Origin of the sequence: Gilliamella sp. Occ4-3, from assembly GCF_001690675.1 — a bacterium.
GTDB classification, from domain to species: domain Bacteria; phylum Pseudomonadota; class Gammaproteobacteria; order Enterobacterales; family Orbaceae; genus Gilliamella; species Gilliamella bombi.
On sequence record NZ_LZHR01000103.1, the window covers coordinates 33,445 to 52,832 of the forward strand.

At 33.8% G+C, this 19,388-nt stretch carries 16 protein-coding genes; 6 read left to right on the forward strand and 10 right to left on the reverse strand.

Features of this window, described 5'->3' with window-relative positions:
* Nucleotides 1-81: 81 nt before the first annotated feature.
* The 3 genes from ompA to A9G44_RS10135 form a co-directional block, all read right to left on the reverse strand.
* Nucleotides 82-1,176 carry a porin OmpA gene (gene ompA / locus A9G44_RS10125; RefSeq protein ID WP_065610831.1) on the reverse strand — a complete coding sequence of 365 codons (1,095 nt, stop codon included), beginning with the start codon at nucleotides 1,174-1,176 and terminating at the stop codon, nucleotides 82-84.
* A 194-nt stretch (nucleotides 1,177-1,370) separates the two neighbouring features.
* Complete coding sequence (locus A9G44_RS10130; RefSeq protein WP_065610833.1) at nucleotides 1,371-2,279, reverse strand: recombination-associated protein RdgC; 909 nt, start codon at nucleotides 2,277-2,279, stop codon at nucleotides 1,371-1,373.
* Nucleotides 2,280-2,394: 115 nt separating this feature from the next.
* The gene (locus A9G44_RS10135; protein ID WP_065610836.1) at nucleotides 2,395-3,144 is read right to left on the reverse strand and encodes a MipA/OmpV family protein; all 750 of its coding nucleotides are present in this window, start codon (nucleotides 3,142-3,144) and stop codon (nucleotides 2,395-2,397) included.
* A gap of 180 nt (nucleotides 3,145-3,324) precedes the next feature.
* Between A9G44_RS10135 and A9G44_RS10140 the strand changes: the two genes are divergently transcribed.
* From A9G44_RS10140 to A9G44_RS10150, 3 genes are all read left to right on the forward strand, one after another.
* Nucleotides 3,325-4,734, forward strand: a complete 1,410-nt coding sequence (locus A9G44_RS10140) for an aspartate aminotransferase family protein (protein WP_141671132.1) — start codon at nucleotides 3,325-3,327, stop codon at nucleotides 4,732-4,734.
* A gap of 73 nt (nucleotides 4,735-4,807) precedes the next feature.
* Entirely contained in the window at nucleotides 4,808-5,857 is a 1,050-nt protein-coding gene (locus A9G44_RS10145) for a GNAT family N-acetyltransferase (protein WP_034914288.1), read from the forward strand.
* Nucleotides 5,854-6,726, forward strand: a complete 873-nt coding sequence (locus tag A9G44_RS10150) for an arginase family protein (RefSeq protein ID WP_065610838.1) — start codon at nucleotides 5,854-5,856, stop codon at nucleotides 6,724-6,726. The genes A9G44_RS10145 and A9G44_RS10150 overlap by 4 nt, the downstream gene beginning before the upstream one ends.
* Before the next feature lie 76 nt (nucleotides 6,727-6,802).
* Here A9G44_RS10150 and A9G44_RS10155 read toward each other — a convergent pair whose 3' ends face one another.
* From A9G44_RS10155 to A9G44_RS10170, 4 genes are read right to left on the reverse strand one after another with little or no spacing between them, the layout of a single operon-like run.
* The gene (locus A9G44_RS10155) at nucleotides 6,803-7,204 is read right to left on the reverse strand and encodes a DMT family transporter (protein WP_034914280.1); all 402 of its coding nucleotides are present in this window, start codon (nucleotides 7,202-7,204) and stop codon (nucleotides 6,803-6,805) included.
* Nucleotide 7,205: 1 nt separating this feature from the next.
* Entirely contained in the window at nucleotides 7,206-7,562 is a 357-nt protein-coding gene (locus A9G44_RS10160; protein ID WP_034914277.1) for an EamA family transporter, read from the reverse strand.
* Nucleotides 7,562-8,395, reverse strand: coding sequence for an alpha/beta hydrolase (locus tag A9G44_RS10165; RefSeq protein ID WP_034914274.1), 834 nt, complete (start codon nucleotides 8,393-8,395; stop codon nucleotides 7,562-7,564). The genes A9G44_RS10160 and A9G44_RS10165 overlap by 1 nt, the downstream gene beginning before the upstream one ends.
* A gap of 10 nt (nucleotides 8,396-8,405) precedes the next feature.
* Nucleotides 8,406-9,182 carry an MtnX-like HAD-IB family phosphatase gene (locus tag A9G44_RS10170; protein ID WP_208610438.1) on the reverse strand — a complete coding sequence of 259 codons (777 nt, stop codon included), beginning with the start codon at nucleotides 9,180-9,182 and terminating at the stop codon, nucleotides 8,406-8,408.
* 110 nt (nucleotides 9,183-9,292) lie between these two features.
* On the opposite strand from A9G44_RS10170, the gene A9G44_RS10175 reads away from it, so the two are divergent.
* Both A9G44_RS10175 and A9G44_RS10180 read left to right on the forward strand, forming a co-directional pair.
* Nucleotides 9,293-10,021 (forward strand): winged helix-turn-helix domain-containing protein, encoded by a 729-nt coding sequence (locus tag A9G44_RS10175; protein ID WP_034914270.1) that lies wholly within the window; start codon nucleotides 9,293-9,295, stop codon nucleotides 10,019-10,021.
* Nucleotides 10,018-11,361, forward strand: coding sequence for an ATP-binding protein (locus A9G44_RS10180; RefSeq protein ID WP_065610840.1), 1,344 nt, complete (start codon nucleotides 10,018-10,020; stop codon nucleotides 11,359-11,361). The genes A9G44_RS10175 and A9G44_RS10180 overlap by 4 nt, the downstream gene beginning before the upstream one ends.
* 75 nt (nucleotides 11,362-11,436) lie before the next feature.
* On the opposite strand, the gene A9G44_RS10185 is transcribed toward A9G44_RS10180, so the two are convergent.
* On the reverse strand, nucleotides 11,437-12,414 hold the full coding sequence (locus A9G44_RS10185; RefSeq protein ID WP_081298320.1) for an IS30 family transposase: 978 nt from the start codon (nucleotides 12,412-12,414) through the stop codon (nucleotides 11,437-11,439).
* Nucleotides 12,415-12,696: 282 nt separating this feature from the next.
* On the opposite strand from A9G44_RS10185, the gene glnS reads away from it, so the two are divergent.
* Nucleotides 12,697-14,373: a glutamine--tRNA ligase gene (glnS, locus tag A9G44_RS10190; protein ID WP_065610842.1), complete on the forward strand. Its 1,677-nt coding sequence runs from the start codon at nucleotides 12,697-12,699 to the stop codon at nucleotides 14,371-14,373.
* A gap of 199 nt (nucleotides 14,374-14,572) precedes the next feature.
* Here glnS and A9G44_RS10195 read toward each other — a convergent pair whose 3' ends face one another.
* Together A9G44_RS10195 and A9G44_RS10200 are read right to left on the reverse strand one after the other, a co-directional pair.
* Nucleotides 14,573-15,943 carry a DUF3999 family protein gene (locus A9G44_RS10195; protein WP_065610844.1) on the reverse strand — a complete coding sequence of 457 codons (1,371 nt, stop codon included), beginning with the start codon at nucleotides 15,941-15,943 and terminating at the stop codon, nucleotides 14,573-14,575.
* Nucleotides 15,944-16,072: 129 nt separating this feature from the next.
* The gene (locus tag A9G44_RS10200; protein WP_065610846.1) at nucleotides 16,073-19,120 is read right to left on the reverse strand and encodes a DUF2339 domain-containing protein; all 3,048 of its coding nucleotides are present in this window, start codon (nucleotides 19,118-19,120) and stop codon (nucleotides 16,073-16,075) included.
* Nucleotides 19,121-19,388: the final 268 nt, after the last annotated feature.

Sequence of the window (19,388 nt, forward strand, 5' to 3'; positions counted from 1 at the left end):
TTTAATTTAGTTGTTAACAATAAAAATAAGAAAAACCCGGCTTATAACCGGGTCTTAATGAAGTATCTAAATAACAAAAAATTAATTTGTTTCATTAGTTACTTGAACTTCTTTTTCGTTAAGTGCTTTAACTTCAATTTCAACACGACGATCTGGAGCTAAACAAGCTTTTAAGCTAGCACCACGAAGAGCATTACATTTTGTACCAGTAACTGGTTGAGATTTACCCACACCACGAGCGCTAATTAGGTTAGAAGGAACACCTTTAGCAATTAAATATTTCATTACTGAGTTAGCACGTTGTTCTGATAGTTTTTGGTTATAACTAACTGAACCGATACGGTCAGTATGACCAATTACTACGATAGCGCTTTCAGTTGGGTTAAGTTTAACAAGATTTGTTAGTAAGTTGTCTAATGCTTGGCGACCTTCTTCTTTTAAGTCAGCTTTCGCATAAGCAAATAGTACATCTTCATTTAATACATAGCGGTTTACTTCAGTTTTTAATTCAACTGGTGCTGGAGTAGCTGGTGAACCTAAACGATAAGTAATACCCAAGCTTACAGTACCTGCGTCTGGAGATGCGTCAGTTTTAGTATGAATATGTTGAACATATTGGTATTCTAAACGAGTAGAGAAGTCTTCGTCGAAACGATAGTCAAGACCTAATGCATAAACTGGAGATAGGTCAGTTTTTGTACCATTGTCAAGTTTTTCATATTTTTTAACTAAGCCGCTATTTTTCCATTTAGCGATAGTAACCATACCACCTGCACGACCATAGATATCTAGTCCGTCAATGATAGGATAACTTAATTTACCAGTTAAAGAAACACCTTGTGCAGAAACTTTACTATGACCTACATCATAGCTTCTTCCTGCATAACTGAAAGATCTTTTATATTTAGCAGATCCTAACCAGTCGTAGCCTAATTCGAAAGCTAAGTAAGGATTTGCTTGGAAACCAAGGAAAGCCCCACCAGCAACGTTGCTACGGTTTGACGTGCTAATGCCAACGTCATCCCATACACGAACTTTATTTGCATCTAATCTATAAAGTTCCGACCAACCTAATTTAGCACCTGCATAAATAGTGTTGTCATCGTATGCTGCGTTAGCTGCAGTAGCTGTTAAACTTGCAACTGCGATTGCTAGAGCTAGAGTAGTTTTTTTCATTTTATTGCCTCAACTTATATGTTGTTATAGACGATGTTTAGTTTCTTTTATTGTTTAAAATTAATTTAAAGTAAAAAGAACAATACTTATTTTTATATAATTATGTTACCCATAATCTGATGTCAAGTATAGCATAGATAATAGGCAAATCTATAGTTATTGCAGTTACAATAAAAAAAATTTAGATAATTTTATCAAATAATTTTGTTAATTGTTATGTAAAAGTCATTAATAGTATTTGCTAATGCATTAGCCATAATAAAAAAGTCAGCTTCTAATCGCTTATTAAATTCATCTGAACCGATATCTTCGTTTTCATCCAAAATAGCAGAATCAAACTTAATTCGTTTAAATGTTAAGTCACTATTAACAATAAAGCTAACGCCTCTTTCATCAATAATTTTAATTTTAGTGATCCATTTCCCTGAATCGAAATGGACACGCATTTCATCACTGGTGATTTCTTGATTTTTACAGCTAATAATTCCATTTCCTTCAAGAGGATCTTTTAGTTCGGCTTGATCGCCTAATAAAAATGGTGGGAATTTTAGGTTTTCCTTAGCCCATGAGGTCATAACCTGTTCAAGTGGTTTATCAATTGATAAAGGGGTTAAAGCGAGTGAGCCAAGCTCTTTACGTAGAATCGCTAAGATATCTTCTGATTGTTTAAAGCTACTACAGTCAACAATAATGCGTTTATTATGCGTATCTAACCATAACCAATAATGATTATATTTACTAAAAGCCCTTGGCATTAGATCAATCATAACTTCATCTTTTAAAGTCGCCTTTTCGTTTTTAGTTAGTTTTCTGCTTAGAGCTTGTTCTTGTTTATCGATTTTTTCTAATAAAGCTTGTTTTATTACGGGGGCTGGTAATATTTTTGTTTCTTTTTTGATCCGTAATAATAAATGCCCTTGCATATCAACTATAAAATCATCTTGGTTATTATCACAATAAGGCGAAACCCAGCCCATTTTTGTGGTGTCTAAATTACCACATGGAGTAAAAGGGTGAGACTTTAGTGCTTTTTCTATTGCGTCTTTATTAAGTAACGTGTCGCTATTAAGTTGGTAAATTATGGCATTTTTAAACCAAAGCATACTTTTCTATTTCCTGCATTTTTGTAATAAAGGGTTATCATTGTTTAAATGAGTAACAGCTTATAGAGAATAATAAGCTGTCATTATTTGGTTATTGAGTATAAATGTATATTTATTAGAAGCTATAAGATACACCCATATAAATCGAGGTTACCGTGCTATTGTCCACCATTGGACTATCTGCCGCATCACCAGTTAACTTGTCAATATGAACTCCACCAAATGTCGCAATATTTGGGGTTAATGAATATTGTGCAGCTATTTCAGCATAAGGTGTCAATGACGCATCAGCATTAAAGTATCGTAATCCTGAACGAGAGGTTTCTTTATGTGAAACACCATAATAATAATTGTTGTGCTTATTATTAGCCCAATTTATACCGATGGTGGGCGCAACAATCAAATTGCCTTGCATATAAGGAACGGTATAATCAGTATTTACTAAAATACTATTACTTTCATTTAATACATCAGTTCCTACACTACTCGAAAAACTTCCCCAATTGGTATCAATAGAATACTCGATTTCTGCAAGTAATGTTGAATGGCGGCTATCAAGTAGCCTTAATTGGTGGTTATCTGAATCATGTGGCTTAAATTCGTTAGATAAATAACGTGCGCCAATAGACACGCTTTGATTGTCCTGATTATAAGCATAAATACCAGCTGACAGGTCATCGATAAAAAATAGGCCATTATCATAATCAATATGAGGAATAGGGTAATAATTAGCACTATAACTTTTATACGGTGAATTACTCCAACCAACACCACCCCCGATAGAGGTGGAATCAGCTAATGCAATTTGGGTAGCTCCTAAAGTTATTACTGATAAAATAGAAAGTGTACAAAATGTTTTTTTCATTTTTCATACCCATATATAAAAGGTGATCACCTGTCGTTATTTATACTAATTTTATATCTTATTGATAGTTAGTTTTGTCGTCACACAATCTATACATTAATTGTACATTGTAACAAACAAATTTCCTGAATAATAATGCCACATTTTATCATATTTGAATATCAATTAGTGAGACAACTTATGAGTAAACCAACTTTAGAAATGATTAATAGCCGTCCTGATGATGCTACTTTGTTAGCAGATGAGGCAAAATATTGTTCTTTCGGTGATACAGTGCATTATGTAGAACCACCAAAAATTTTTGATGGTTGTGAAGGTAGTTATATGTATGACAAAGAAGGCAAAGCTTTCCTTGATCTACAAATGTGGTATTCTGCATGTAACTTCGGTTATGCCAATGAACGTTTAAACAATGTTCTTAAAAAGCAAATTGATACCTTACCACAATGTGCTAGCCAATATTTACACCCAACTAAAATTGAATTAGCTAAAACTATTGCTCAAGGTATGGAAAAGCGATTTGGTTATGAAGGGCGGGTACATTTCAATGTAGGTGGTTCACAGTGTATTGAAGACTCTTTAAAAGTTGTTCGTAATGCTACTGGTGGTAAATCATTAATGTTCGCTTTCCAAGGTGGATACCATGGTAGAACTTTAGGTGCTTCATCAATTACTTCAAGTTATCGTTATCGTCGTCGCTATGGTCATTTTGGTGATCGTGCGATGTTTGTTCCTTTCCCATATCCTTTCCGTCGTCCAAAAGGCATGACAGCAGAAGAGTATGGTGAACATTTAGTCGCAGAATTTGCGCGTTTATTTGAAACTGAATACCACGGTGTTTGGGACCCAAAAGTTGGGCAAGCTGAATATGCAGCGTTCTATGCTGAACCTTTACAGGCAACAGGTGGTTATATTGTTCCTCCTCGTAATTACTTTAAAGGACTTAAAAAAGTTTTAGATCAGTATGGTATTTTATTGGTGGTTGATGAAATCCAAATGGGCTTTTATCGTACAGGTAAACTTTGGTCAATTGAACACTTTGATGTTAAACCTGATGTCGTTGTTTTTGCTAAAGCATTAACTAATGGTCTTAATCCACTAGGTGGTTTATGGGCGCGTGAAGAATTAATCAATCCTCAAGTATTCCCAGTTGGCTCAACCCACTCAACTTTTGCATCAAATCCATTAGGTACAGCTGTTGGTCTTGAAGTATTAAAAATGACTTCTGAAACAGATTACGAAAAAATGGTAATGGATAGTGGTGCTTATTTCCTTGAGGGTTTAAAAACACTTGAGAAGAAACATAAAGAAATTGGTGAAGTTGATGGTTTAGGCTTGGCACTTCGCGCAGAAATTTGTACAGAAGATGGCTTTACGGCTAATAAAGCCTTAGTTGACAAAATGGTTGATATTGGTATGTCAGGTGATCTTGATTGGAAAGGTACCAAAATGGGATTAGTGCTTGATATTGGTGGTTACTATAAAAATGTGATTACTTTTGCACCATCATTACACATTTCACGTCAGGAAATTGATCAAGGTATTGAACTTCTAGATCAGTTAATTACCCGAGCGAAAAAAGAACTTTAATTGTTTGATCTTCATAATCCCGTCAATGTCTATTGGCGGGATTATGTGTTACAGCCAATCATAGATTTACCTTATGAAATACCTTAATCAGTTAGAACCTAATGAATTAATAGACAATTTTTTAGCTCATCCTCCGCAAGATTTTTCAGCATGGCTGAGCGAAGATGGTGTGCCTATTTTTTCTGCTAAGTTTGATCTTCTTACTACTGCAGATGATGATTTCAGGCATAAAGTTCAGAAACTTCCTTTTTATAATAAATGGCGGCGTTATTTACAACCTCATACTTGTTTTGTTGGTGCTACTGTTTCGGAATATGCATTATTAACTGATAACGTTGATGCGAATCAATTGGCTGAACACCTCAAAGCAGCTTATGCTAAGCAGTATCCTTTTTTTATTGTTAAAGATATTCCTGTTGCGTCTCCTTTACTAAACGAAAAAGACAACCATTATTCAATGGATTTTATTTCGTCATTAAAAGAAAATGGTTTTATCGAAGTTGAAGGGCAGGCATTAGCTTGGGTTCCGATTGATTTTGCAAATATGGACGAGGTTTTTTTACAGTTTTCTTATAGCCGACGTAAAAATTTTAGAAGAAAATTAAGATCACGTGAAAAATTAAATATTAATGTTTTGCATAGTGGTGATGATTGTTTTTTTAATGATACTGTTCTAGATGAGTATTATCAATTGTATCTTAATGTTTATCAGCAAAGTGAAATACATTTTGACTTATTGACCAAACCATTTTTCACCCAACTATTACAATGTAAAACCCAAAATGCACATATAGTGACTTATCACTATAATGATAGGTTGGTGGGGTTCAATATTTGTTTTGTTGTTAATAATATGCTAGTTGATAAATATATCGGTATGGTTTATCCGCAGGCAAGGGAACTTAATCTCTATTTTGTAAGTTGGTTTGTTAATCTTGAATATGCTTTACAGCAAGGTTTTAGTCACTATATTGCAGGTTGGACTGATCCCGAAGTAAAAGCTTCGTTAGGTGCAAAATTCACCTTTACTAAACATCTTGTCTATATTCGCAATCCATTATTAAGAACCGTATTGCGTAGATTCATTGGTCATTTTGAAAGTGACAAGGAGAAAGTAACATGACATGTCCTATTATTCTCAATTTTGATAGAAGTGTTGGTGAAATTTATCATGCTAAAACGATTGATTTTACCCAATGGCAAGATGCGATTCGTTTTGGTTGTACTAAGAAAAAATTTCACCAATTTAAAAATGTGTTACAGCAATCTTTACCTGAAAACCATGGTACGGTATTAATGGGTAGCGGTGATTATCACCATATTTCATTATTACTGATTGAAAATCTAGCTAAACAATATTCTGCCAAAAATCCAATTCAAGTCGTGATTTTTGATAATCATCCAGACAATATGCGATATTTGTTTGGTATTCATTGTGGTTCATGGGTTAGTTATGTGGCAAGTTTGCCTTTTGTTAGTCATGTACATGTACTTGGTATTACGTCTCATGATATTGGGCTTTCTCATTTTTGGGAAAATAGATGGTCAGCGCTTTTTCATAAAAAGTTGACTTATTGGAGCTTGGAGGTCAATGTTGCATGGGCCAAAAAAATTGGTTTAGGACACGCTTTTCGACATTTTGCAACACCAGATGATCTTATTGCGAGCTTTTTATCAGAACAGTATCGCAGTGCACAACCCGTTTACTTATCGATTGATAAAGATGTATTGAGCGAAGATGTAATTCATACCAATTGGGATCAAGGTAAGCTACAAACATATCATATTCTTGATACTATATCATCAATAAAACCTAGAATTATTGGTAGTGATATTACGGGAGAGCTATCTATATGGCAATCATCAAATTGGTTTAAACGTTTACTCAGTTCACTCGATAAACAACCTACCATATCGCCAGATAAGCTTATCAATTGGCAACAAGAACAACATCAACTTAATTTAACCTTATTAAGGGCATTAGCAGTATAAACTTGTAAAAAGGTTTTAGGAAAGCGGTACTTTAAGTATAAACCTTTACCTACCTTTCCATTATTGTGTTCAGAATTTAATGTTGATGATTGTGTAAATTTTGTTTAGATAATTTATTTTCAGCTAGGGCTAAAAAGAGAATACCTGAAACAATTAATATTGCACCTATTAACTTGAATAATGTAATCGGTTCGTGAAATAACCAGATTGAAACAATCATAACTGTCACAATTTCAAAGTGTGATGCAGCAAAAGCAGGACCTACAGGTGCTTTTTTTAATAATGTCATCCAAGTGAAGAAAGTAAGAATATATCCTACTATTGAAATATAAATCCAAGGATTGGTAAATACTCGGATTAACCATTGAATACTCATTTCTAATGGTTGAGCTTCGATAGCCGTTAATTTAAAACTACATTGCGCAATTGTGTCAAAAAAGAGCAATACAGAAAAGCCAATTAAATAAAATCTAGCCATATTAAGACATTCCTACAAAAATGACACCAGCTGTAATTAATAGCATCCCAATTAAGCGATAAATGGTTAGTAATTCTTTAAAAATAATTCGACCAACTAACATAATCGTAATGATATTAAATGAAGCAAGTAATACGCCTTGAGAAAGAGGGACTAAGGTTAAAAAGGCTAACCATAATAAAAATTCAGCAATATAAGATATAACACCAACCCAAATCCACTTATTTTTCGATAAATCTAGCCAGTAGTACCAACCATCGCGATTATTTGGCGCGATGGCTGCAAATTTAAAAGCGACTTGTCCTAGCGTATCAAAACAGATATTACTAATCCAAAGTATAATAACTAATGGTGACATTATGCTTTTATTCCTTCTGCGATATTATCAAAGAACGATGCACACTCTTTGATTACTTCACGGCGTTGGCTGTCAATAGTAATTAAATGATAACTATCATTTAAGACCACTAATTTTGTTGAGCCTGATACTGATTTTTCAACCAATTTGGCATTAGTTTCTATATTGGCGATATCATCATTGCCTGAATGCATAATTAAACAAGGCGAAATTACTTTAGGTAATTGTTTGCGCATCTCTTTTGCCAATAACTGCATTTCGGCAAGTGCAGGGAATGGGTTACCAGCAAGACCTGCTGATGCCGCATCGCCACTTAACATGCTTTCGGACACTACTGCGCGAATGCGTTCATCTTTAAGCCCATAGGGTGGTTTTTCAATGAAAACCTTTTTTTGAAAAATACCCAATTTTTTAAAATAGACTAATAAGAAGAAAAGTTTTTTTGCCCAAAATGGCATACTCCAACCATCATAACAAAATGTGGGGGCTAAAACGCCAACACCTTTAATTTGTTCAGGTCTATCGGCAGCAAGTTTTAGTGCAAGTAGCGCACCCATTGATAATCCAGCAACAAAAACATTATCTACATGCTGTGCTAAATAATCTGCGCCATCTTGTACGCTTTTATACCAATCTTGCCATGTTGTTTTACACAGATCTTCCTCAGTACCACAATGCCCAGCTAATTGGATTGCATAAACAGTAAATCCAGCTTTATTTAATCCATTAGCTAAAATGCGCATTTCATTAGGGGTACCAGTTAAACCATGAATCAAAAGTACGCCATTTTTGTTACCTGGTAGAAAGTAAGATAAATTTTGAATTGTACTCATTAATATTCCTTTATTTTACCATCATGACAGGGATAACGGCATGTTGTGCACGTTTTAATGCCGAGGTTACATCTGCGAAACTAGTAATCTTACAATGTTCAATTTTATTTTTTTCACAATAATTAACTAACTTGTCTTTGGCAAAAACGAAATCAACATTATGTGATACGCAATAGTCTGATGTACCGTCACCAACATATAATATTTGCGAAAAGTGCTGTTGTTTTTTTACATGATTACATTTGCAATTGCCACTTTGCTTAATACAGTCCTTGTTTGCGTAAGGAAACTCAAGGCGCCAGCTGCGTGCGTTATTATGCATTAATTTATTAGCAAAAATTGGTAAATGTTCAATACCATGACGTTTTAAAATAAACTCAATGGCATAATCTAAACCGTCGCTGACCACATGAACGGGAATATTGTTCTGTTCGGTATAATGAATAAAAGCTTTAAAATCCGGGTCTATTTCAATTTGTGATAAAACTTGATTGAGTTCATCTAAGCTTGCATCCATTAATGCAATTTGTTTACTCATACATTCTTGAGAGCCAATTTTACCGTTAACCCACAATTCTTCAAGCTCATCACAACCATTTTGACCAAAGTGGCTTAGTAAAGTATCGGTGACATCTTTAACACTAATCGTACCATCAAAATCACACAAAACAATTGGCGTGTGATTTTGTGGATAAGATGGGTGAAAAAGATGGTTCGCTATTGATGAAAAAGTATTCATTTTGATAAAAAATAGTCTATTTATAGATATTGGCGTAAATTCTCTCATAGAGTTGCTATAAACTTTGTAGCCTCTTTGTATATATTTTGTAACGGGAAAAAAATTATCTGTATAATGAGGTATCTCTAGGTACAAGCTACAGTAATCGAGAACAGATAATGAGTGAACGTATATTAATCATTGAAGATGATCAGCGCTTAGCTAATTTAATTCAAGTTTATCTAATTCGGCAAGGATATCTTGTTGAATGGCATAATAGTGGAGAAGGGGCAGAAGAAAAGATTCAACAACTTAATCCCGATCTAGTTATTTTAGATGTAATGTTACCTGTAAAAACAGGTTTTGATATTTGTCGAGATATTCGTACATGGTTTAGTAATTTTATACTGATCATGACAGCAAGTGAAGATAATATTGATGAAATTGTTGGGCTTGAATTGGGAGCGGATGATTATTTAGCAAAACCAGTTGAACCTAGATTATTATTAGCGCGAATACGAGCTTTATTACGACGGAAACAGATAGAAACCGACAAAGACAATACGAAAGAGTTTGTTTTACCACAGAATAATAAAACTTTAATATTTGATAATCTAGTCATAGACGGTGAAAACCGAAAAGTACTCTTGCACGAGCAAGAAATTGATTTAACTACTGCCGAATTCGATCTGCTATGGTTGCTTGCTTATAATGCGGGAACTATTCTTTCTCGAGATGATATTTTTTCTCAAGTAAGAGGGATCGATTTTGATGGTAGTGATCGTTCTATTGATGCTCGTGTTTCAAGACTTCGTCGTAAATTACTCGATGATCCAGATAATCCGTCTCGCATAAAAACAGTGCGAGGAAAAGGCTACTTATTTATGCGAGAAGGAGAAAATCATTGAGTCAATTATTAGCCAAGCCGCTATTTTTTAATCGCCGTATTGTATTTTATCTAGTTATTTTACTTTTATTGCAAAGTATTATTGCTTATGGCGCTTTATTGGTTTTTGATTCATTACCTTCATCATTAACCGATATGCCAGATGATCATGTTGTATTTCGCGAATCTCAACGAGGTACAGTGAATCTGATTCGTATGCAAATTAAAGAACATAAAGATCGACCCCTTCAAGAAGTGGTTAATGAATTGCAACCTTATTTTGGCTACCCTATCGAAGTGTTACCAATTAACACACCGTTACCTGATACTGTACTTAAAGAGTTAAAAAAACTTGGTTTTTCTTATGATGGTGATAATGAGATTGTTTATATAGATTTAAAAGATGGCAATTTGCTTCAATTAGGTCCGATTGTAATGCGGGATATTTTGGCATCCAATACCATGTCGTTGACCATCTTTCTTGTTATTTGGGCTTTGTTTAGTGCTATTGTTTTTTTCATTTTAATTTATATGGCTTTTAGTGCCGTATGGAAGGATCTAGTTAATATCAGACAAACTGCCGAGCAGTTAGGACAAGGCAATTTAAAAGCTCGAACCGAAAATGTTAAAGGTTGGTTATTTAAGCCGCTAGCAAATGTTTTAAATAATATGGGAACGCATATTGAACATCTAGTTGGTACCAATCAAACAATCTCTCATGCGATGGCTCATGAATTACGTACACCTCTTGCCCGTATGCGATTTGAACTTAGTATGCTTGAAGAGTCAACCGATGAAAAAGAGAGATTTTTGCTACAAAAAGGCATGAGTGATGATATTAATGAACTTGAGACATTAATCAATGCTAGTTTAAATTACTTTAAAATTCAGCAAAGCAATGTTGAATTAAACTTCACGAGGGTATCATTAAAACAGTGGAGTGAAAAAGTTTGCCAATCCCTAACATTATTTAAACCAAAAGGATTTGAACTAACTTGTAATAGCCAAGATGCGTATGCAATGATTGATACTAATTTAGTTGAAACCATAGTTAAAAATTTGTTACTAAATGCTTTTAAGTATGCAGCACATAAAGCAGTTTTGAATATCACAAAACAAGAAAATCGAGTCATTCTTGAAATCGATGATGATGGTGTGGGCATTCCCTTTGATGCACGTGAAAAGATTTTTATGCCTTTTGCCAGACTTGATACGAGCCGAACTCGCTCAACTGGAGGTTATGGACTCGGTTTAGCTTATGTAAAACTAATGGCAGAATTTCATAATGGTAAAGCCTTTGTTGTCACTAGCCCACTAGGTGGAGCAAGATTTGTGGTTTCATTGAAATCGGGTGATGAATAAAAATAATTAGTTGTATTTTTAGCGAAAACCGTCAGGCAGAGCTTTTATTTTGTTTAATTTTTTATTTTTGTATTCCTAGATTACACCATGAAGTGCAATTCTTCTTAACTCCTTAGAATAAAAATCGGCAGGGCTTTTAAACTTATGCCGTTTTCTTGGGCGTGTGTTCAATAGATATTGTATTTTCTTTATCTGTTTGTCGTCAACTAATGAAATGGCCGCTGACTTAGGTATAAACTGACGTATTAAGCCATTGGTGTTTTCATTTGAGCCTCTTTGCCAGCTTTTATAAGGCTCCGCAAAGTACACGGTAGTATTTAAATAATGCTCAATAGCATGATGATAATTAAATTCGGTTCCATTATCAAAGGTGATGCTTTTAACCATTTTTTTAAACGGCGTTAGCAATTTTATTATCATATCTCTCGTTTCGGAGGCGGTACGTTGATTGAGGCGCCCAATTAATACTAGCCCTGTTTTGCGTTCAACTAATGTCACCAATGCTTGCTTGTCTTTACGGCTAATAATCGTATCGCCCTCCCAATGTCCTTGCGTTTTCCGACTTTCTACATAACTTGGACGTTGTTTAATTGACCGTTTATATCGGCGGTCTCCTTCTTTAATGTTCGGCGCCTTGCAATGCCGATAAGCTTTGCCTTTTCGCCTTAGATAAGGTTTGAATTGTTCATAGCGCGCTTTATTTTGATAAAGGTAGTTATAGATTGATTGGACGCTGATTTTCTTTACACGTGCTGCAATCTGCTCTGGGCTGTAATAAAGCATGAGGTATTTTTCAACTTGGCGCCATACCGAAGACTCTATTGGCTTACCATTACCGCTGTTTTTTCGCCTTTTCCTAGCGAGTGTTACCGCCTCATGTGCTTGATAGGTTTGATTAGGTTTTGAGTTTCTTTTTATCTCTCGAATTATTGTCGAAGGATGTCTATTGAGTAGCTGGGCTATCTCTTTTTTATTCTTTCCTGCTTGTAATAATACGAAAATCTGGTATCTTTCCTTCCTAGAAAGGTGATTATAATACTTAGCAATCTCCAAACTGTGGTGGTGCGAAGGTGCTAGTATAAATCACCTTTCTACTTTCTTCACTCCACCGTGTTTAAAATTGCACTTCATGTTTGAATCCAGGATTTTTGCTAAAAAGATATGTTTTTTTGTTAAAAATAGCAGGGTTTAATCAAAGATTAATTTTGTCGATGTGAATCGTTTGTTTTCCATTTCAGAAATAAGAAAAATTTGTTATATTCATTACATAATAAGCAATAATATAGCAAATATTCTCAATTTGTTATTAATAAATATATCACCAGAGGTTTTTTTATGAGCGGTTCATTACCGAGCGAAACAGATAATCGTCCATCTAATTTTATTCGCCAAATTATTGATGCTGATTTAGCAGCAGGAAAATATAAAACTACGCACACACGTTTTCCTCCAGAGCCTAATGGTTATTTACATATTGGTCATGCTAAATCAATATGTTTAAATTTCGGTATTGCGCAAGATTATAGAGGTAAATGTAATTTACGTTTTGACGATACCAATCCGACTAAAGAAGATATAGAGTATGTTGAGTCGATTAAAGAAGATGTCCGTTGGTTAGGGTTTGAATGGGATGGCGAAATTTGTTACTCATCTGACTATTTCGACCAATTATATGAATATGCTATTGAGCTAATCAATAAAGGACTTGCTTATGTTGACGAGCTTTCAGTTGATGAAATTCGTGAATATCGAGGAACACTTACTCAACCGGGTAAAAATAGCCCTTATCGTGATCGTAGCATCGATGAAAATTTAGCGCTATTTACCCAAATGAAAGAGGGAAAATTTGCCGAAGGAAAAGCATGTCTGCGTGCTAAAATTGACATGGCATCACCATTTATTGTGATGCGAGATCCAGTGTTATATCGTATTAAATTTGCAGAACATCACCAAACAGGTAATAAATGGTGTATTTATCCAATGTATGATTTCACCCACTGTATTTCAGATGCGATCGAAAATATTACCCATTCACTTTGTACACTTGAATTCCAAGACAATCGCCGTTTATACGACTGGGTATTAGATAATATTACAATCGAGGCTCGACCTCATCAGTATGAATTTTCAAGATTAAATCTTGAGTATGCGATTACTTCAAAACGTAAATTAAATTTACTTGTGTCAGAAAAGATTGTTGATGGTTGGGATGATCCGCGTATGCCGACTGTTTCAGGCTTACGTCGTCGTGGTTATACACCAACTTCGATCCGTGAATTTTGTCGTCGAATTGGTGTGACAAAACAAGAAAATACCGTAGAAATGAGTACTCTTGAGTTTTGTATTCGCGAAGATCTTAACGAAAATGCGCCTCGTGCTATGGCGGTGCTTGATCCGGTTAAAGTTGTCATTGAAAACTTCTCGGATACTATTGATGAAGTGCTTAATATGCCAAATCATCCAAATCGTCCTGAACTGGGTCATCGAGAAGTCACTTTCACTCGTGAAATCTATATTGATCGTGCGGATTTTCGAGAAGAAGCCAACAAAAACTACAAACGCTTAGTATTAGGTAAAGAAGTGCGATTGCGTAATGCCTATGTGATTCGAGCAGATCGAGTTGAAAAAGATGCCGAAGGTAATATTCAAACGATTTATTGTAGTTATGATCCAGCAACCTTAAATAAAAATCCTGAAGATGGCCGTAAAGTCAAAGGTGTAATTCATTGGGTTTCAGCTAAATTTGCAAAACCAGCCGAAATTCGCCTGTATGATCGTCTATTTAATACGCCAAATCCAGGTGCAGCAGAGGACTTTTTATCAACCATTAATCCTACCTCGTTAGTGATTAAGCAAGGTATTGTTGAACCAAGTTTACAAAAAGCTCAAGCGGGGCAAGCTTATCAATTTGAACGAGAAGGTTATTTCTGTTTAGATAGCAAGTTTGCAACTGAAGATAAGCTAGTGTTTAACCGAACCGTAGGGTTAAGAGATAGCTGGAACGAAGCGTAATTTAATATGCTACCATTCGCCGGCTTAAGTCGGCGAATGTTCGTTACCACAATGACTTAAGCCAAAATTAAAGCCTTTTATTGTCTCTATCATCTTATCTAATTAAAAATTATCAGTATTTAGATGTGTGGTGTACTCAATGGAGTAAATTTCTATTAAGTGCTTCTTTCTAGTCATTTTTATATTTTAGCTTTCATTTTTATGACTTTTTAACTTCGTTAAGTAATTTTAATGCAATAATAATTAATATGATAGCGCCAATAACTAAGCTACCCCAAATTAACCATTTAGGTAAAATTGAATCTCTTGTCGGATCATTATTTGCTTGGGATAATACTTTTTGACCTGCTAGTTTAATATTTTCACCAACAAAGGCTTGTGGTACATCAACTACAGATATTGAATCTGAAAGTAATGCTTTTTCACTTAACGATGCAGACATTGCTTTTGCTGATCCCCAAGCTAGAATGAAGGGACCATTATTGGCGCTATTAAAAACAACACTCATGCGATTGCGGTAAGCTGTTAGTTGTGGTGCTTCATCAAAGCTTGCGTTGATGGCTTTAATTTTTAATTGTTTAATAATTAATCCAGCACTGATATGTTGGCTATGATCATTGCTATCTAAGTTTCGAATAATATAGTCATCAAGTTTATGCCATGTTTTATCTTTGTCATCGGTTTTATAATAGATGCTAGTAGGTAAAACCATACGTGGGTTTTGTAGCTTAATTGATAACTCTCTAACTGGTTGAGGCGATGGTAACTGATAAGTTGCTTCTTGACCATCTGATGATATTAGTTCGAAGTTAATTGGGAAAAGAGCTAATTTTGGTGTTTCTTTTCTTGAAGTAAATTCAATTTTTTTGACGTTAGGAATAGTGGATTGATCTGACTTTAATAATAAAATCCAATAGCGTGCTTTGTAATTAGTGTTTGTTGGTATATCAATTGTATTTACTCTAAGTGACTGATTACTATTGTTATCAGTCAAAGACATCATTGGAACATTATTGAGTGCAGTTTGCCAATTACTTAAATCTTGGCTATAAAGCAATTTAGCAATTGCTTGCCAATTTTGATTTTCAGCTACATCAAAATCAATGGATAAACGGCTTATGGCTTGTTCTAACTTAACATTTTCGGGAATTTGCAATAAATACCTTGCGTTATAGTCACCTTGGCTATTTGCTTTATCGAGATAAATTTGAATATCTTTATTATTGATATTGATATTATACTGTTCAATCGCCATTTTGCTTTGATCTTCATCTTCGTTTTGATTTAACGCGTAAATAGCTACTGGGAAAGTTTGATTATTATCACTTTGCTGATAAACATTGACTAATGCATAAGGTACAGGCTGACCTTTTTGGTTAAAAATGCGAATATCATCTAATGAACTTGATAATGTTTGTGTATAAACATCATGAGTCAGTTCTATTCTGCTATACATGCTAGTATCGTTGGAGATATCAATCATGGCACCATAGGCATACTGGTTAGTTTTGTCTATCGCTTGGCTAAATCCACTTATTAATAACAGCGAACTCAATAAAAATTTTTTCATAATTTTTTATCCATAATAATCAATGACATTCACGAATTTTTATTTATTGTTATATTAAACTGAATGATATTATCAGAATGATTTCTGAAAACGTCATTGTTAAACTTAAACCTATTTTTTATAGTGTATTTATTCATCAGTATCATCATTTTTTAACTTAGGCGGTAATGGTGCTAGATACCCAATTAACAGCATTAATAACGCAACACCAATAAAGGCAAATGCACGAAGTAATCCATCAAGCTCACGAATATCTACAAATATTAATTTAATAATAACGATCACTTGAATAAATTCACCGCTATACCATATTTTCCGAAGTGAATAACGGTGTCCAATAGTCACCAATATTACTGCAGTTAACATCCAAAGTAATGATGCAGTCATTTGGACAATATTATTGTGCCATAAAGAATTAGCTGTCCAAGATATGTCAAATATTTGGCTTAAGCAGCGTAAAACGATACTGTTTCCCCAGAAAAAGGTTAAAACAATTAAAGGCACTAGAACCATATTAGGTAATGGTATTTTAAAGTTTGCAAGATTCATTATCCTACTATTTAGTTGTAAATGGTTTATTGCAAGTTTTAACCAAACGCTAAACATCATTAAAGCAAAGATTGCACTTTCTTCAAGTGGATTAATGATAGGAACATAATTCCAATAAATGATTTGACCACTCATACCAAGCCCAATTATTAAATAAAATCCTAAATAGATAACAATAGGTAATAAGCCTATCATCCAATAAGATTTAATTAATGATATTGTGGTCATAATTTGGCGTTTAATCAGTATATAAAATAGTAGAATAATGCTGCTTGCAATAGTTGCAGTTACACTCCATTTTATTACTTCGTATCCCCATGGTAATTGATTAAGTAAATGAGTAGATTCTCGTGTTATCCAGTATAAAATCATCCAAAATAAACTGATGTGTAACATATCAAATAAACGATAAGTATTTTGTTTATTTATTTTAAAACTACGATTTACAATACTGTTTGTGATAAGTGCCTTTCCAATATGTAAATAATAGTAAGCACTAACAAAGGCTATGATCCAAACCACGCTCCAAATGCCGGAGTTTAATAAATAGTAGGATTCGGCATAACTTTTAAATAAAGCTAGTAATATCATTAGCCATAAGGTTAACCCAGAATAACAGAGCTGATGCCAATTGATTTTTTTCCCAACGATATACCATAGCCATGAAGAAAAAGTGAAGCATAATAAAATTGGTAATACTTTTGGTGTTGTATTGTCAATATGTAAATAAATACTTGATAAAATCCATATTACCCAAAATACAACAGCAATAGCAATAAACATCGTTTTAGGTAAATTATTTATATTAATTCTACGATCATAGCAATGCCATAAACAGGCATTTACTAGTAAAATGGTACTTATAATACCAAGTAGTAGTGTAATTGAGCTCGGATTTAATTGTTCATATTCGAAAGATATACAAGCGGAAACAATACCAAATAATGTAATTGCGACACCTAATAAAGCAGTACGATAATGTTTTTGCGAAAGCATAATCCAACTTAATGCTGTTCCTTCAAATAACCAAATTGTGGCAGTCCAATTGGCACTAAAGGCAAGTGGAATAGCCAATGTACTAAATGATAGACCAATGGCCAAGCCATAAAGCGAGATTTTTTTTGCTGAAGATTTCAACAAGCGCAGAATGAAATAAGAGCCAATAATATAAAACAGACCAAATGCCAATGATGAAAATGCAGGTCCAAATTCCCACTGATTGGTAATAGAATATTGTAATGCAAAACCAGATAACGGTGTGCCAAATAGTAAAATTAAATCAATAGCATTTTGATTATGTTCTTTATTAAAACATCGAACCGAGAATAAAACAGCTAAAATACCATAAATTAACATATTAGCGATGATAAATATTTGGCATTCAATGTAAAACTCAGGGCAGAAATTACTCATTCCCCATAGTAGAGATATTACAAAGGTGAATAAAAATCCTAATAAATTAAGTATTCGCCAAGACTGCCAGATGCTAACAACTAAAATAGCACTGGAAATCATCAAATAATAACTAAATAAAGCAATATGATTGTCTGAACCATTGGATAGTAAAATCGGTGTCACATAACCGCCGATACTGGCTATAATTGCTAAGCTCATAGCTCTTTGCAAAATGGAAAATAAAATGCTTGTTGAGCAAATGATTAACAAAATAGTAAACGTCATTAACATAGGTACAAGTTCGTATAACCTATAGGCGGCAAATATGGTCAGATATAAAACAGCAAAGGCACCGCCTTGTAGTATTAAGGCGTAGATTTCTCGTTTATGTCTTAATTTCCAACCGATTCCTAACAAAACAAAACCTAATACTAAGGTTCCTAAGATCCTGATCTCAGGTGAAATATAATCATGTTCAATACTGTATTTAAATAGATAGGTTAGACCTAAAAATAAGATCACAATAGCAATTTTGGCAATTACATTGCCTTTAATTAACCAATTAAAAAAAATAAATAACGGATTGGGTTCAGTACTTGTAACTGGTCTGTATTGTGGGTTAAATGGATCTGTTGTTTGTGATGTAGTTTCATCAAGATTGATTTTTTCTTGTTCTGGAGTTTCTATCGCCAGAGATTCGCTAGCTAATGTTGGTAACTCTTCTTCCTGACTGAGTTCTTGATATTGAGAATCGGGTTGTTCTACTGTTACTGAATCAAGTTGCATATTTTCTTGTAACAGAGCGGGGGCATTTTGCTCATTAAGTTGCAAAAGTCCATCGTTTAAATGGTTATTATTAGCTGCACAAGGTAAAGAAATTTCGGTTGGAGGCTCTATTTGAACAGCAATATCCGATGTTTCTTCAGTAGTATTGCTATTTGAATATTCAAATTGCGAATTAGTATTATCGTGCTCAATATCCTCTTTTTCATCTGAATTTTCTGAATAATTAATTGGCTCGGACGTCGTTTTATGAATTAAATTGGAATTTTCTTCTAACTCAACCGAGCTATTTTGCTGATAAAGTTGTTCTTTGAGTGATAAAAGGGTTTCTTGTACCTCTGTTAACTGAATTCTTAACCGGACAATTTGATCTTTCAAACTAGAAAGATTAATAAATGCCACTATAATTATTACTATTGCGAAGAATAAGAAATAAAAAAGAAATTCCATACCAATTTTTCCTTATATTTTTTATTTCATGATCACTTATTTGTTTTTATCGTTAATTAAAATATTAAGTTAGTATTTTGCTGATGAACAGTAAATCAGTAATTAATCAATAAATCAATATGTTTGAATAAACTATCATTAGAGTAACTTGATAATAATTTGTTTTTTTTATTTAAAATTTTACTTAATTGAAATTTCTTTGCTAAAATTTAACAGTTAAATGAAATATAAAAGCTCTAGTACTAAATATCTTATAAATGCTTGATTT

Excerpts from the sequence above, each read along its gene's own strand:
- ompA (WP_065610831.1), bottom strand. The coding sequence starts at position 1,176 with ATGAAAAAAACTACTCTAGCTCTAGCAATCGCAGTTGCAAGTTTAACA.
- A9G44_RS10130 (WP_065610833.1), bottom strand. The coding sequence starts at position 2,279 with ATGCTTTGGTTTAAAAATGCCATAATTTACCAACTTAATAGCGACACG.
- A9G44_RS10135 (WP_065610836.1), bottom strand. The coding sequence starts at position 3,144 with ATGAAAAAAACATTTTGTACACTTTCTATTTTATCAGTAATAACTTTA.
- A9G44_RS10140 (WP_141671132.1), top strand. The coding sequence starts at position 3,325 with ATGAGTAAACCAACTTTAGAAATGATTAATAGCCGTCCTGATGATGCT.
- A9G44_RS10145 (WP_034914288.1), top strand. The coding sequence starts at position 4,808 with ATGAAATACCTTAATCAGTTAGAACCTAATGAATTAATAGACAATTTT.
- A9G44_RS10150 (WP_065610838.1), top strand. The coding sequence starts at position 5,854 with ATGACATGTCCTATTATTCTCAATTTTGATAGAAGTGTTGGTGAAATT.
- A9G44_RS10155 (WP_034914280.1), bottom strand. The coding sequence starts at position 7,204 with ATGGCTAGATTTTATTTAATTGGCTTTTCTGTATTGCTCTTTTTTGAC.
- A9G44_RS10160 (WP_034914277.1), bottom strand. The coding sequence starts at position 7,562 with ATGTCACCATTAGTTATTATACTTTGGATTAGTAATATCTGTTTTGAT.
- A9G44_RS10165 (WP_034914274.1), bottom strand. The coding sequence starts at position 8,395 with ATGAGTACAATTCAAAATTTATCTTACTTTCTACCAGGTAACAAAAAT.
- A9G44_RS10170 (WP_208610438.1), bottom strand. The coding sequence starts at position 9,182 with ATGAGAGAATTTACGCCAATATCTATAAATAGACTATTTTTTATCAAA.
- A9G44_RS10175 (WP_034914270.1), top strand. The coding sequence starts at position 9,293 with ATGAGTGAACGTATATTAATCATTGAAGATGATCAGCGCTTAGCTAAT.
- glnS (WP_065610842.1), top strand. The coding sequence starts at position 12,697 with ATGAGCGGTTCATTACCGAGCGAAACAGATAATCGTCCATCTAATTTT.
- A9G44_RS10195 (WP_065610844.1), bottom strand. The coding sequence starts at position 15,943 with ATGAAAAAATTTTTATTGAGTTCGCTGTTATTAATAAGTGGATTTAGC.
- A9G44_RS10200 (WP_065610846.1), bottom strand. The coding sequence starts at position 19,120 with ATGGAATTTCTTTTTTATTTCTTATTCTTCGCAATAGTAATAATTATA.